Annotated in this window: 10 protein-coding genes and 2 pseudogenes; 7 read left to right on the top strand and 5 right to left on the bottom strand. The window is 74.2% G+C overall.

Features of this window, described 5'->3' with window-relative positions; genetic code table 11:
* Positions 1-384: 384 nt before the first annotated feature.
* A complete protein-coding gene (locus tag ACFVXK_RS29625; RefSeq protein WP_389617365.1) occupies positions 385-1,380 on the top strand; it encodes a TAXI family TRAP transporter solute-binding subunit in 996 nt (331 codons plus the stop codon).
* A gap of 22 nt (positions 1,381-1,402) precedes the next feature.
* Here the strand turns inward: ACFVXK_RS29625 and ACFVXK_RS29620 are convergent, their stop codons facing one another.
* The 3 genes and pseudogenes from ACFVXK_RS29620 to ACFVXK_RS29610 form a co-directional block, all read right to left on the bottom strand.
* A complete protein-coding gene (locus tag ACFVXK_RS29620; protein WP_389617368.1) occupies positions 1,403-2,359 on the bottom strand; it encodes an ROK family protein in 957 nt (318 codons plus the stop codon).
* An 84-nt stretch (positions 2,360-2,443) separates the two neighbouring features.
* Positions 2,444-3,010 (bottom strand): annotated as a pseudogene (locus ACFVXK_RS29615) (LacI family DNA-binding transcriptional regulator); the annotation flags it as partial.
* Between the two features lie 534 nt (positions 3,011-3,544).
* Positions 3,545-4,006, bottom strand: a pseudogene (locus ACFVXK_RS29610) (LacI family DNA-binding transcriptional regulator); the annotation flags it as partial.
* Positions 4,007-4,358: 352 nt separating this feature from the next.
* Here ACFVXK_RS29610 and ACFVXK_RS29605 point away from each other — a divergent pair.
* Both ACFVXK_RS29605 and ACFVXK_RS29600 read left to right on the top strand, forming a co-directional pair.
* Positions 4,359-5,609, top strand: coding sequence for a glycosyl hydrolase (locus ACFVXK_RS29605; protein WP_389617362.1), 1,251 nt, complete (start codon positions 4,359-4,361; stop codon positions 5,607-5,609).
* A gap of 210 nt (positions 5,610-5,819) precedes the next feature.
* Positions 5,820-7,943 carry an endo-beta-N-acetylglucosaminidase gene (locus tag ACFVXK_RS29600; RefSeq protein ID WP_389617359.1) on the top strand — a complete coding sequence of 708 codons (2,124 nt, stop codon included), beginning with the start codon at positions 5,820-5,822 and terminating at the stop codon, positions 7,941-7,943.
* Positions 7,944-7,962: 19 nt separating this feature from the next.
* Here the strand turns inward: ACFVXK_RS29600 and ACFVXK_RS29595 are convergent, their stop codons facing one another.
* Both ACFVXK_RS29595 and ACFVXK_RS29590 read right to left on the bottom strand, forming a co-directional pair.
* The gene (locus ACFVXK_RS29595) at positions 7,963-9,375 is read right to left on the bottom strand and encodes an ATP-binding protein (RefSeq protein ID WP_389617357.1); all 1,413 of its coding nucleotides are present in this window, start codon (positions 9,373-9,375) and stop codon (positions 7,963-7,965) included.
* Positions 9,376-9,387: 12 nt separating this feature from the next.
* Positions 9,388-10,098 carry a response regulator transcription factor gene (locus ACFVXK_RS29590; protein ID WP_389617354.1) on the bottom strand — a complete coding sequence of 237 codons (711 nt, stop codon included), beginning with the start codon at positions 10,096-10,098 and terminating at the stop codon, positions 9,388-9,390.
* A 283-nt stretch (positions 10,099-10,381) separates the two neighbouring features.
* Between ACFVXK_RS29590 and ACFVXK_RS29585 the strand changes: the two genes are divergently transcribed.
* The 4 genes from ACFVXK_RS29585 to ACFVXK_RS29570 all read left to right on the top strand — a co-directional run bounded on the left by ACFVXK_RS29585 (position 10,382) and on the right by ACFVXK_RS29570 (position 13,771).
* On the top strand, positions 10,382-11,167 hold the full coding sequence (locus tag ACFVXK_RS29585) for an amino acid ABC transporter ATP-binding protein (RefSeq protein WP_388947561.1): 786 nt from the start codon (positions 10,382-10,384) through the stop codon (positions 11,165-11,167).
* 98 nt (positions 11,168-11,265) lie between these two features.
* Positions 11,266-12,120, top strand: a complete 855-nt coding sequence (locus ACFVXK_RS29580; protein WP_389617350.1) for a glutamate ABC transporter substrate-binding protein — start codon at positions 11,266-11,268, stop codon at positions 12,118-12,120.
* 86 nt (positions 12,121-12,206) lie between these two features.
* Positions 12,207-12,881 (top strand): amino acid ABC transporter permease, encoded by a 675-nt coding sequence (locus ACFVXK_RS29575; RefSeq protein WP_389617347.1) that lies wholly within the window; start codon positions 12,207-12,209, stop codon positions 12,879-12,881.
* Complete coding sequence (locus ACFVXK_RS29570; RefSeq protein WP_389617343.1) at positions 12,878-13,771, top strand: amino acid ABC transporter permease; 894 nt, start codon at positions 12,878-12,880, stop codon at positions 13,769-13,771. Before ACFVXK_RS29575 ends, ACFVXK_RS29570 begins: the two co-directional genes overlap by 4 nt.
* Positions 13,772-13,845 lie beyond the last annotated feature (74 nt).

The following is a 13,845-nucleotide window of genomic DNA, read 5'->3' as shown; positions in this document are numbered from 1 at the left end:
CAGCGGACGCTTCGCCCCGACCGGACGACGACGGGCTGCTGCGGACCCGGCTGGCAGGCACGGCACCGACCCCGGACAGGGGGCGGGCGGGCACCTGGCACCGGGCGCCCCGGGGCGGGCGGACCGACCTGCACGCGTCCGGCGGGTGGCCACCCGGGAGCGGGCGCCGGGGCGGGGCGGGCCGACCTGCAGGCGTCCGGCGGGCGGCCACCCGGGAGCGGGCGCCGGGGTGGGGCGGGCCGGCCTGCGGGCGTCCGGCGGGGCTGCGCGGAGGGGGTGGGTTTGTCCTGGACGGGCGGCAGGGGGGCTGCGGACACGGTGTGGTGCCGGGGTGGGGTGGGCGGGTCGTGACAGGACGGCGGGGCGGGTGGGAGGATCGCGGGCATGCCCCTCGTACCGCCCCGTGTCAGCCCGCGCCGCCTGCTCGTGGGGCTGGTCGCCGTGCTGGCCGTGCTCGGGGGGCTGCTCTGGTGGCTGCGCCCCTTCGGGGAGCCCGCGCTCACCGGGAAGCTCACCTTCAGCACGGGCGTCCGTACCGGCGTCTACCACCGCTACGGGCAGCTGCTGGAGCAGGCGCTCGCGCAGGACATGCCCGGGGTCAAGGTCCGCCTGGAGACCAGCGAGGGCTCGCAGCAGAACCTCCAGCGGGTGGCGTCCGGCGAGGCGGACTTCACCATCGCGACGGCGGACGCGGTCGGCCAGTACCGGGCCGACGGCAAGCCGGGCGCGGAGCAGCTGCGCGGCTGCGCCCGGCTGTACGACGACTACGTCCAGCTGGTGGTCCCGGCCGGGTCGCCGGTGCAGTCGGCCCGCGACCTGCGGGGCAAGCGGGTCGCGGTCGGGCAGGACGGCTCCGGGGTCCGGCTGATCTCGGACCGGCTGCTGCGCGCGGCCAAGCTGGACCCGCTCCACGACATCACCCCCGTCGGGATCGGCATCGACACCATGCCCGCGGAGCTCCAGGCCGGGCGGATCGACGCCTTCTTCTGGTCGGGCGGCCTGCCGACGAACGCCGTCCGCGAGCTGTCGGAGCGCTTCGACATCCGGCTCGTCCAGCTGGGCGACCTGGTGGAGCAGCTCCAGGCCAGCGGCAGCCCGGCGCGGTACTACCGCGCGGCGGTGATGCCGCAGGACGCGTACGCGCGGGCCCGCAACACCTCGTCGGTGGCCACGCTGGCCGTCCCGAACCTGCTGGTCACCAAGGAGGGCACGGACGCCCGGCTGACGGAGCAGTTCACGCAGACGGTGATCCAGAGCCGGGACCGGATCGGGCACGAGGTGCACGCGGCGCAGCTGGTGGACCTGCGCACGGCCATCTACACCGACCCGCTGGACCTCCACGAGGGGGCCCGGCGGTACTACCGCTCCGTCAAGCCCTGAGGCGGGTCGCGCCCCGGGGCGGTCAGCCGGCCGGCGCGAGCATCATCGAGGCGGCCGCCGCGCCGATGAGCCCGGCGTGGGTGCCGAGGGCGGCCGGCACGACCCTGAGGTCCTCGACGAAGGACAGGGTGGCGTACGAGGCCAGGTGCCGCCGGACCGGTCCGAGGAGGGTGTCCCCGCTGGCGGCGACCCCGCCGCCGATCACCGCGATGTCGGTCTCGACGAGGGTGGCGGTGGCCGCGATGGCGGCGGCCAGGGCGCGCCCGGCGCGGTCGAAGGCGGCCAGGGCGACCGGGTCGCCCGCGGCGGCGGAGGCGGCGACGCCCGCCGCCGTCGGGTCGGGGCCGGTCCAGCCCTGGTCACGGGCCCAGCGGGCGATGGCGGTGCCGGAGGCGAGGGATTCGACGCAGCCGCGGCCGCCGCAGGCGCAGGGCTCGCCGTCGAACGCGACGCTGATGTGACCGATGTGGCCGGCGTTGCCGGTGGGGCCGGCGTGGAGCCGGCCGTTCAGGATCAGCCCGCCGCCGACCCCGGTGGAGACCACCATGCACAGGGCGTTCGCGTGTCCCCGGGCGGCGCCGAGCCAGTGCTCCGCCGCCGTCATGGCCACCCCGTCGCCGGCCAGGACCACCGGGATCCGGGCCCCGCGGGCGGCGAGTTCGGCGGCGACCCGCTCCCGGACGGGGAACCCGCGCCAGGCCCCGATGTTGACCGGGCTGACCGTGCCCCGCGAGGTGTCGACCGGGCCCGCGCTGCCGATGCCGCAGCGGACGGCCCGCTCCCACAGCGGGTCCGCGGACAGGTCCGCGACGACCTCGGCGACCGCCGCCATGACCGCCTCCGGGTCCGTACCGCGCGGGGTCGGGCGGCGGGTGGCCGCGGTCATCGTGCCGTCGGGGTGCACCAGCGCCCCGGCGATCTTCGTCCCCCCGATGTCGACCGCCACGGTCGGACCGGTGGCCTCGGCCGCGGCGGACAGCTCTGCGGCCGTGCGCGGGACGGGGAGGGCTGGGGAGGGGGTGTTCACTGGGGCGCTCCTGAACTCCTGGAGAGGGGCCGGATTTCAGTATGCGGCCGGGGGCGGGGCGGTACTCCCGCGGGGTTCCAGCCGGGGCAGTTCGCTCTCGCGCACCCGGGGCGGGCCGCCGGCCAGGACGTGGAGCAGTTCCTCGGCGGCGAGCCGGCCGAACCCGGCGGTGTCGCGGACCAGCGCGGTCAGCGGCGGGTGGTTGACCCGGCAGAGGGCCGAGTCGTCCCAGGCGACGATGGAGAGCCGGCCGGGCACGGGGATGCCCAGTCCGGCGGCGACCGCGCTGCCCGCCACGGCCATCACGTCGTTGTCGTAGACCAGTGCGGTCGGCGGCTCCGGTTCCGCGAGGACCCGGCGGGTGGCCTCGGCGCCTTCGGTGTCGGAGTAGTCCGTGGGCACCGAACGCACCCGGCCGGGCGGCAGCCCGAGCCGGTCGGCCTCGGCGCGCAGCGCGGCGACCCGGCGGGCGGTGTGGGCGAGGCCGGGGAGGCCGGCGATGTGGACGATGCGGTGGTGGCCGAGGCCGTGGAGGTGGTCCAGCACCTCGGTCATGGCCCGCGCGTCATCGACCCGCACCACCGCCAACCCCTGCCCGGCGTCCCCGCCGTCCCAGGGCTCCCCCACGTCTCCGGCGCCCCCGGCGCCCCCGGCATCCCGGGCTTCCCGGGCTTCCCCGGTCGGCAGGGCGGCGTCGGCGTCCCGCGTCGACAGCGCGGCACCGGCGTCCCCGGCGGTCCCGGCAATCCCAGCGGCCCTGGCGGCCCCGGCGGCCCCGCCGCCCCGGGCCTCCCCGGTCGGCAAGCCGGCAGCGGCCTCCCGCACCGGCAGGGAAGCTCCGGCGGCCCCAGCAGCCCCGGCAATCCCGACGGCCCCGCCGTCCCGGGCCTTCCCGGTCGGCAAGCCGGCAGCGGCCTCCCGCACCGGCAGGGAAGCTCCGGCGTCCCCGGCGGTCCCGTCCTGCAAGGCGCCACCGGCGGCACCGCCCTCCCCCGCAGAGCGGCCCTCCCCGGCGTCCCAGGGCTCCCCGGCCAACGCAAGGTGCGCGGCCGGGGCGGGGGCCCCGCCCGGCCGGGGGACGTCGCCGGGGCGGGTCGGGGCTTCGGGTCGCCAGGGGGTCGGGGGTGTTCCCGTGCCGCCGCCTATCACGACCGCCGGGAGCCCCAGCCGGGTCAGCAGGGCGGGGCGCGGGTCGCGGGTGCGGGGGTCGACGACGAGGACCCCGTCCACCCGCCGCTCGGCCCACCACCGCCGGTAGACCGCGCACTCGGCCTCGACGTCCTCCACCACCTGGAAGAGCAGGGCGGTCCCGGCCGCCGAGAGCACCTCCTGGATGCCGGACACCAGCCGCAGGAAGAAGGACTCGGCGCCGAGGGTGTGCGCCGGGCGGGCCAGGACCAGCCCGACGGCGCCGGAGCGTTCGCCGGACAGCGCGCGGGCGGCGCTGTTGGGCTGCCAGCCGAGCTCCTGCGCGACCGCGCGGATCCGGGCGCGGGTGCCGTCGGAGACGCCCGGCTTGCCGTTCAGCGCGAAGGAGACGGCACTCTCCGACACCCCGGCCTGGCGGGCGATGTCCTTGATGGTGGGTCTGCGGGCCATGGCCGTGCCTGCCTCATCCCTCGGTGACGTGGTCGACGTGGACTCGTTGGCCGGACCGTACGCGATCCGGCCCCGGTGCTCCGCACCGGCGGCGGAACCCACCGGCCCCCGGCACGGCCTGAATTCCCCTGCCCCTTTCGCAGCCGACGACGATACGCGCGCCCGTACTAAACCGCATTAGGTCCGGCGACCACATCCGCCCGCCGCCCTTCCGGCGGAACGGCTGAAGCGCATAAGTACCCCGCCCGCCGGAATTCGGACGAGGGCCTCCGGAGGCCCTGTTGACTTCCCTCGGACCGGCCCGGCAGTTTGTGGGCGTCCGGCGAATTCCCCCTGAACTCCGGGACCCCTCATGGACCGCGCCGCCCACCCCCGCACCCTGCGCTTCGGCGTGAACTACACCCCTTCCCGGGGCTGGTTCCACCACTGGCTGGACTTCGACCCCGACGAGGTGCGGGCCGACCTGGACTCGGTCGCCGCGCTGGGCCTGGACCACGTACGGGTGTTCCCGCTGTGGCCGGTCTTCCAGCCGAACCGGACCCTGATCCGGCCGCGGGCCGTCGAGCAGCTCGTGGAGCTCGCCGACGCCGCCGCCGAACGCGGCCTCGACGTGCACGTGGACGGACTCCAGGGGCACCTCTCCAGCTTCGACTTCCTGCCCGCCTGGACCTCGACCTGGCACCGGCGCGGGATCTTCACCGATCCCGACGTGGTGGCCGCCCAGGAGGAGTACCTGCGCACCCTGGCCGCGGCCCTCGCCGACCGGCCCAACTTCCTGGGGATGACGGTCGGCAACGAGGTCAACCAGTTCTCCGACGCGCCCCACCCCGACCCCGACCGGATCACCGCCGCCCAGGCCGGGCGCTGGCTGGAGCGGATGCTGGCCGCCTGCGAGGAGGGCGCGCCCGGCCTGTTCCACCTGCACGCCGAGTACGACGCCGTCTGGTTCCGGGACGGGCACCCCTTCACCCCGGCCCAGGCGGCCCGGCTGGGAGCGGCCACCGCCGTGCACGCGTGGGTGTTCAACGGCACCGCGCAGCGCCACGGGCGCGCCGGGACGGCCACCGAGCAGCACGCCGCGTACCTGATCGAGCTGGCCAAGGCCTGGGCGGAGGACCCGCACCGCCCGGTGTGGCTCCAGGAGGTCGGGGCGCCCGCGCCGCTGGTCCCGCCCGAGCACGCGGCGGAGTTCGCCGAGGCCACCCTGGCCGCCGCGCTGGACTGCCCCGGCCTGTGGGGGGTCACCTGGTGGTGCTCGCACGACGTGTCCCGGGAGCTGGCGGACTTCCCCGAGCTGGAATACGGGCTGGGCCTGCTCACCAACGACCGGCGGACCAAGCCGGCCGGGGCCGCGGTGGCCGGGATCGCCGGGGCCTGGCGGGGGCGGGAGCACCGGCCGCCGGTCCGGTCCACCGCGCTGGTCCTGGACACCGGGCCGGGGCGGCGGGTCTGCGCCCCGGGCGGGGTCTTCTTCGAGGCCTGGGCGGTCCTGGCGGCGAAGGGGGTGCGTCCGGCGGTGGTGCGGGCCGAGCACGCGCGGGACCCGGCACGGCTGGCGGCGCGGGGCATCACGGAGGTGCTCCGCGTCGAGGACGTCGACTGACCCACCCGGCACCCTCCGCCCCGCCCTGAGCGGCCCCGGCCGCCCCATACACCCCATCCGGCCCCGTCAGCCCTGCCCGCACGTCCAGCCCCGGCCGCCCCGTTCGCCCCTGCGCGCCCCGCCCCGACCACCGGACACCCCGGCCGTCCCCTGACCACGGGCCCGCACCCCACACCCCACACCCCGCGCCCCGACCCCCGAGGAGCCCCGATGCCCCTGTCCGGTGACGGCCCCGCCCCGCGCGCCCGCACCACCGCCCGGCCACCCGCCCGCCGCGCGGTGCTGTCCCTGGGTGCCGGGGCCACTGCGGCCGCCCTGCTCACCGCCGCCCCGGCCCGCGCCGAAGCCGCCCCGGCCCCGGCCGGCCCCAGCCCCGCGCCGGCCCCCGGCGGCCTGGCCCCGTACGCCTCCTACTGGTTCCCCGACTCCCTCCCGGCAGGAACGCCCGGCCCGGGCATCGTCTGGCGGTCCCTCAAGGAGTGGAGCCCGCAGGCCGATCCGGACCTGGCGCACAACACCGCGAGCGTCCCCCTGGCACCACGCTTCACTCCGGTCCCGGCGAACGCGGACGCCCGCACCGACCAGGCCCGGATCACCTCCCTCGTCTCCTTCGGCCCCACCGCCGCGAACCCCTCCCAGGGCTCCGCGACCGCCGACTTCTACGCGCTGACGCACTGGGCGTACCTCGAAGAACTGGTGTTCTGGGGCGGTTCGGCCGGCGAGGGGCTGATCCTCGCCCCCAACGCGCCCGTGGTCGACGCGGCCCACCGCAACGGGGTGCGGGTCCTCGGCAACGTCTTCCTGCCGCCCGTCGCCTACGGCGGCGACCTGCGCTGGACCCGGGACCTGGTGCGGCGCGACCCCGACGGAGGCTTCCCCCTCGCGCGGAAACTGGCCGAGGTGGCGCGGGCGTACGGGTTCGACGGCTGGTTCGTCAACGCCGAGACGGACGGCGGGGACAGCGCCCTGGCCGGCCGGATGCGGGAGTTCCTGCACGCCCTGCGGGCCGCCGGGGAGCGGCACGGGCTGCGCATCACCTGGTACGACGCGATGGACAGCACCGGCGCGGTGGGCTGGCGGGGGGCGCTGGACGCGCTCAACCAGGAGTTCTTCGAGGACCGGGCGGGCCGGGTCGCGGACACGATGTTCGTGGACTTCCGCTGGACGCCCGGTTCGCTGGTCTCCTCCGCCGCCCTCGCCGAGCGGCTGGGCCGTTCCCGCCACGAACTGTGGGCGGCGGTGGACGTGGAGTCCCGCGGCTGGGATTCCGAGGTCCGCTGGGACGCGATCGTGCCGCGCGGCCGCGACCACGTCGTCAGCCTCGGCTTCTACCGGCCCGAGTGGACCCGGGGCCACCTCGCCGACCGCTCCCCCGGCGCCTTCCACCGGGCCGACGACCGGTTCTGGACGGGCGAGTCCCTGGATCCGGCCCGGCCGGCCCCCGCCGCGGTCTGGCGGGCCCCCGCCACGGCCGTCGCCGACCGGTCCACGGTCACCGGGCTCCCGTTCGCCTGCTCCTTCAACACCGGGCACGGGCTGTGCTGGTACGAGGAGGGCCGGGCCGTCTCGGCGGAGCCGTGGAACCACCTGGGGCTCCAGGACCGGCTCCCGGGCCGCCGCTGGGTGGTGGACGCCGAGGGCCGGCGCCCGGAGGTGTCCCTGGACTTCGCGGACGCCTGGCGCGGCGGCTCCAGCCTGCTGGTGACGGGCGCCCTCACCGCCCCCGCCGCCGTGGGCCTGCACGCCGTCCGGCTGCCGCTGACCCCCGGCACGGTCGCGGAGCTGGTCCACCGGGGCGGCCCGGACCCGCTCGACGTGGAGCTCGGGGTCGCGGTCCGCGAGCCGGCCGCCCCGGGCGCACCCGTCCCCTACACCTGGCTGCGGGCGGGCGCGGCCGGCGCCGGCTGGCGGACCTCGCGGATCCCCCTCGCGGCGCTGGCCGGGGAGACCGCGTACGCCCTTGCCGTACGGATCACCGCGCGCGGGACGACACCGGTGTCCTGGCGGCTCGGAGCCCTGTCGCTGCACGACACCACCGCCGCCCGGCACCCGGCCCCGCCCCCGCACCTGTCGGTCGACGCCTCGGCCCGGCGGGGCGCGGAGGCCGAGCTCCGCCTGTCCTGGGGCCGGGCGCCCGGGCCGGTCCGGCACTACGAGCTGTACCGGCGCCTGCCGGACGGCACCCGCCGCTTCCTGGGCGGCACCTGCGGCACGGCGCTGTACCTGCCCCGCCTGGCCCGCGCCGGGCGGGAGCGGGAGGCCGTCCTGGAGCTGCGGGCGGTGGACGAGACGTACGCGGTCTCGGCCCCGGCTCCCGCCCGGTTCCGCTGGTGACGGCCCGGGCGGCGGGGGCTCAGCCCCCGTCCGGACCGGTGCGCGGCACGGCCACCGTGACGCGCAGGCCGTGCGGCGGGTTCGTGGCGTAGGAGAGGGTGCCGCCGCCGGTGGCGAGGAGGGCCCGGGAGATGGACAGGCCCAGTCCGGAGCCCTTGACGTTCTGGTGGCGGCCGCTGCGCCAGAACCGGTCGCCGACCCGCAGGAGCTCCTCCTCGGTCAGGCCGGGTCCCCGGTCGGCGACGACCACCAGGGCGCTGGAGCCCTCCGCCGAGACGGAGACCTCGACCTCCTCACCGGCCGGGGTGAACTTCAGGGCGTTGTCGATGACGGCGTCGAGGGCGCTGGACAGGGCGATGGGGTCGGCCCAGCCCGTGACGGCGGAGCGGCCCGTCTCGCTGAGGCGTACGCCCTTCTCCTCGGCGTACGGCCGCCAGGAGGCCACCCGCTCGGCGGCCAGGGCGCCGATGTCGGTGAGCTTGATCTCGGCGGAGGCGTGCTCGGCCAGCGCCAGGTCGAGGAGGTCGTCGAGCACCTGGGCGAGGCGTTTGCCCTCGGTGCGCACGGAGGCGATCTCCTCGTTGCCCTCGGGGAGTTCGAGGGCGAGGAGCTCGATCCGCAGGAGCAGCGCGGCGAGCGGGTTGCGCAGCTGGTGGGAGGCGTCCGCGACGAACGCCCGCTGCTGCTCCAGTACCTCTTCGACGTTGTCGGCCATCTCGTTGAACGAGCGGGCCAGGCGTCTGAGTTCCGGGGGACCGCTCGCGGCGGCGACGCGGGAGTTCATGCGTCCGGTGGCGATGCCGTGGGTGGCGGCGTCCAGGGTCCGGACGGGCTTGAGCACCCAGCCGGTCAGGCGCAGCGCGGCGCCGAAGGCGGCCAGCATGGCGGCGCCGAGCCCGGCGGCGATGAGCAGCCAGCCGTGCAGGATCCGGGCGCGCATCTGATCGGTGGGTGATTCGGTGGCGACGACGGCGACCACGTCACCGTCGAGGACGACCGGGGAGACGACGAGGAGCTTGCCGTCGACCTGCCAGGGCCAGACCTGTCCGGGGTCGTGGCTGCGGCGTCCGGCGAGGGCCTCCTCGAAGGAGCGCCGGGCCTCGCCGGAGTCGGGCAGCTGCCACCAGCCGGGGGCGCGGACCATGGCGTTGTCGTCGCGGTAGAAGATGCCGACGCGGATGCCGTACAGCTCCTGGTAGCGGGCGAGTTCCAGCTGGAGGGTGTCGCGCCGCTCGTCGGCGCCGGTGGCGCCGGAGCCCTCGGCGTCGATGACGAACTGGGCGAGGGCGGCGAAGCGGGCGCTGTCGTCGATCCGGTCGACCACCACCTTCTGCTGCTGGGCGGCGGCGAGGCTGACGGCGAGCGGGAACCCGAGGGCGAGCAGCACGCCCGCCATCAGGACGACGAGGAGCGGGAGCAGGCGGGCGCGCACGGCGGGGCCCCGCTAGGGAGCGGCCGGGGTGACGAGCCGGTAGCCCACCCCGCGGACGGTCTCGATGAGCGCGGGCATGCCGAGCTTGGAGCGCAGTGAGGCGACGTGGACCTCGAGGGTGCGGCCCGTGCCCTCCCAGCTGGTGCGCCAGACCTCGCTGATGATCTGCTCGCGCCGGAAGACCACGCCGGGCCGCTGCGCGAGCAGGGCCAGGAGGTCGAACTCCTTGCGGGTGAGGGGGACGTCGGCGCCGCTCACGGTGACGCGGCGGGTGGGCAGTTCGACGACGACCGGGCCGAGCCGGACCACACCGGGCTCGCCGGGCGGGTGGTCGGTACCGGTGCCGTCGTCGGAGCTGCCGGTGCGCCGGGCGACGGCGTGGATGCGGGCGAGGAGTTCGCCGGTGTCGTACGGCTTGACCACGTAGTCGTCGGCGCCCATGTTCAGGCCGTGGATGCGGGAGCGGACGTCGCCGCGGGCGGTCACCATGATCACGGGCGTGCTGGTGCGCTTGCGGATCTTGCCGCAGACCTCGTATCCGTCCTGGTCGGGCAGGCCCAGGTCGAGGAGGACCACCCCGAAGGGCTTCGCCCCGGCCGGCAGCAGCGCCTGGAGGGCCTCCTCGCCGTTGCGGGCGTGGGTGACCTGGAAGCCGTGCCGGGCGAGGATCGCGGACAGGGCGGCGGCGACGTGGTCGTCGTCCTCGACGAGCAGCAGTCTCATGGTCGTCCCCCTCTCCTTCTCTCGCTCTTGGGTTGCCGTTCAGGTGGCAGATGGCCACCATGCATCCACGCCGATGAAGAGTCCCACGTCAAGGGGGTTCCGGTCCGGCGAGTCTTCCGTTATGCACCCGGTACGCGTACACGGTGCGCGCGCGGGCCCGGCCCACGGAGCGTATCGGGGCGAGTCCCTATCGTTATCCTCAATTCTCGCTCAGATGTCGTGACGATGAGTGCGCCGCGTCACTACTGTCCTGCCAACCGACGGAGGACGGAGCAAGAAGCCGATGAGCGGAGTATCAGTGGCCAAGGACGCGCAGGACGCGGCGGGTGCCGCGGACGGCCTGGTCGTACTGAGCAACGTCAACAAGCACTTCGGCGCGCTGCACGTGCTTCAGGACATCGATCTGAGCATCGCCCGCGGCGAGGTCGTCGTGGTGATCGGTCCTTCGGGGTCGGGCAAGTCGACGCTGTGCCGGACCATCAACCGGCTGGAGACCATCGACTCGGGCACCATCACGGTCGACGGCAAGGAACTGCCCTCGGAGGGGCGGGAACTGGCCCGGCTGCGTGCCGATGTGGGCATGGTGTTCCAGTCGTTCAACCTGTTCGCGCACAAGACGGTGCTGCAGAACGTGATGCTGGGTCAGCTCAAGGTCCGCAAGACCGACCAGGCGACGGCGGCGGAGAAGGCGCAGTCGCTGCTGGACCGGGTCGGCGTCGGCTCGCAGGCCGACAAGTACCCGGCGCAGCTGTCCGGCGGCCAGCAGCAGCGCGTGGCGATCGCCCGGGCGCTGGCGATGGACCCGAAGGTGATGCTCTTCGACGAGCCCACCTCGGCCCTGGACCCGGAGATGATCAACGAGGTGCTGGAGGTCATGCAGCAGCTCGCGGCCGAGGGCATGACGATGGTGGTCGTCACGCACGAGATGGGATTCGCCCGCTCGGCGGCCAACCGGGTCGTCTTCATGGCCGACGGGAAGATCGTCGAACAGGCCGCCCCGGAGCAGTTCTTCAGCGCCCCCAAGAGCGACCGCGCCAAGGACTTCCTGTCCAAGATCCTGCACCACTGACGCCCGCGTCTGGTAGTGATCCGGTCGACGGCGCCCGCCGTCGCACACGACGTGTCCAGTTCGTCGTTCAACAACGTCTCACCTGAGGGAAGTTCACCATGAAGGTTCTCAAGGCCGGCGCGGCAGTGGCCACGGCCGTCGTCCTCGCGCTGACGGCGACCGCCTGTGGCGGCGGCAGCAAGGACGGCGCGAGCGACGCGGGCACGTCCGGCGGCGGCAAGTCGGACAAGATCGCCATCGGCATCAAGTTCGACCAGCCCGGCCTGGGCCTGAAGACCCCCGACGGCAAGTTCGAGGGCTTCGACGTGGACGTCGCCACGTACGTCGCCAAGGAGCTCGGCTACCAGCCGGACCAGATCGAGTGGAAGCAGGCGATCAGCGCCGAGCGCGAGAACCTGATCTCCAACGGGGACGTCAAGTTCATCGCCGCCACGTACTCGATCAACGACAAGCGCAAGGCGAAGGTCGACTTCGCGGGCCCGTACTTCCTGGCCCACCAGGACCTGCTGGTCCGCGCCGACGACAACTCGATCACCAAGGTCGAGGACCTCAACAAGAAGAAGCTCTGCTCCGTCACGGGCTCCACCTCGGCGCAGAACGTCAAGAAGGACCTGGCCAAGGACGCCGACCTCCAGGAGTTCCCGGGCTACTCCGAGTGCCTGACCGGTCTGGAGAACAAGGCCGTCGACGCGCTGACCACGGATGACTCGATCCTCGCCGGCTACGCCGCGCAGGAGAAGAACAAGGGCAAGTTCAAGCTCGTCGGTCTGAAGATGAGCAACGAGAACTACGGCATCGGTCTGAAGAAGGGCGACAAGGACCTCCAGACCAAGATCAACGCCGCCCTGAAGAAGATGGTCGCGGACGGCAGCTGGGAAGCGGCCGTGAAGAAGAACCTCGGCCCGGCCAACTACAAGAACGAGCCTGCCCCGCAGATCACCGAAGGCAGCTGATTTCCCGGTGAGGTGTGCGCCGCCGCCCGCCCGTCCGCGGGCGGCGGCGCGCCTCGCCGGCCATCCTGGGGAGAGCGCAGGGCATCGTGTTCGACTTTCTTGATTCCGGGCAGTACGACCTGCTCGGAGCCTTCTGGGTGACGGTTCAGCTCACCCTCTACTCGGCGGTTGGCTCCCTGATCTGGGGCACCGTTCTGGCCGGGATGCGGGTCAGCCCGGTCCCGCTGATGCGGGCCTTCGGCACCGCGTACGTGAATCTGGTCCGCAACACGCCGCTGACCCTGCTGATCATCGGCAGCTCGCTCGGCCTCTACCAGACCCTCACGATCAACCTGGGAGGGGACACCTCCAAGGAGACCGGCTTCCGACTGGCCGTCCTCGCACTGACCGCCTACACCGGCACCTTCGTCTGCGAGGCGCTGCGCTCGGGCATCAACACCGTGCCCGTGGGCCAGGCCGAGGCGGCCCGCGCGCTGGGGCTGAGCTTCTTCCAGGTGCTCACCCTGATCGTGCTCCCCCAGGCCTTCCGGGCGGTCATCGCGCCGCTCGCCAACGTACTGATCGCCCTCACCAAGAACACCACGGTGGCGGCGGCCATCGGCGTGGCCGAAGCGGCCCTGCTGATGAAGGAAATGATCGAGAACGAGGCGGACGCGCTCTTCGCCGTGTTCGGGATCTTCGCCCTCGGCTTCTGCCTGCTGACCCTGCCGACCGGTCTGCTGCTGGGCTGGGTGGCCAAGCGAGTGGCGGTGAAGCGATGACTTCCGTGCTGTACGACGTCCCCGGCCCCAAGGCCAAGGCCCGCAACTGGGGCTACACGGCCGTCTTCCTGGTCCTGTTCGCCCTCGCCGCCTGGTGGATGCTGTCCCTCATGGCGGACAAGCACCAGCTCGACGCCGACAAGTGGAGCCCGTTCGTCACCGACAGCCGGGTCTGGACCACGTACCTGCTCCCCGGCCTCGGGGAGACCCTGAAGGCCGCTGCGATCGCCATGCTGATCGCCCTGCCGCTGGGCGCCCTGCTGGGCGTCGGCCGGCTCTCCGACCACGCCTGGGTGCGCGTCCCGGTGGGCGCGGTCGTGGAGTTCTTCCGCGCCATCCCGGTGCTGATGCTGATGATGTTCGGCTACGCGTTCTTCGTGAAGTTCGTGCCCGCCGTGGTCTCCGACTTCCGCCCGCTGTACGCGGCGGTCACCGGTCTGGTGCTGTACAACGCGGCGGTCATCGCCGAGATCGTGCGCGCGGGCGTGCTGTCGCTGCCCCGCGGTCAGACCGACGCCGCCAAGGCGATCGGCATGCGCAAGGGCCAGGCCATGGTCCACGTGCTGATCCCGCAGGCCGTCACCGTCATGCTGCCGGCCCTGGTCAGCCAGCTCGTCGTGATCCTCAAGGACACCGCGCTCGGCGGTTCGCTGCTCGGCCTCACCGACCTGATGGCCGCGAACCGGCAGGTGTCGGCGAACTACAGCAACACCATCGCCACGCTCGTGGTGGTCGCCCTGCTCTACATCGCGGTGAACTTCGCCCTCACCTCCTTCGCCTCCTGGATGGAGGGCCGGCTGCGGAAGTCGAAGAAGAGCACCGGCGCCGTGCTCGCCGTGGCCGAGGTCGACGACCTGGCCACCGGGGCCAACTCGGCGGGCGGGGCGTAAGGGGCTGACGTCCGGTCAGTCCGGTATGACGCGTAGCCTGTGTGGTGGGGCGGTACACACCCCCCCCCCACACA

Origin of the sequence: Streptomyces sp. NPDC058157 (assembly GCF_042884105.1) — a bacterium.
Lineage (GTDB): Bacteria > Actinomycetota > Actinomycetes > Streptomycetales > Streptomycetaceae > Streptomyces.
This window is presented reverse-complemented; position numbering and strand designations above follow the sequence as displayed.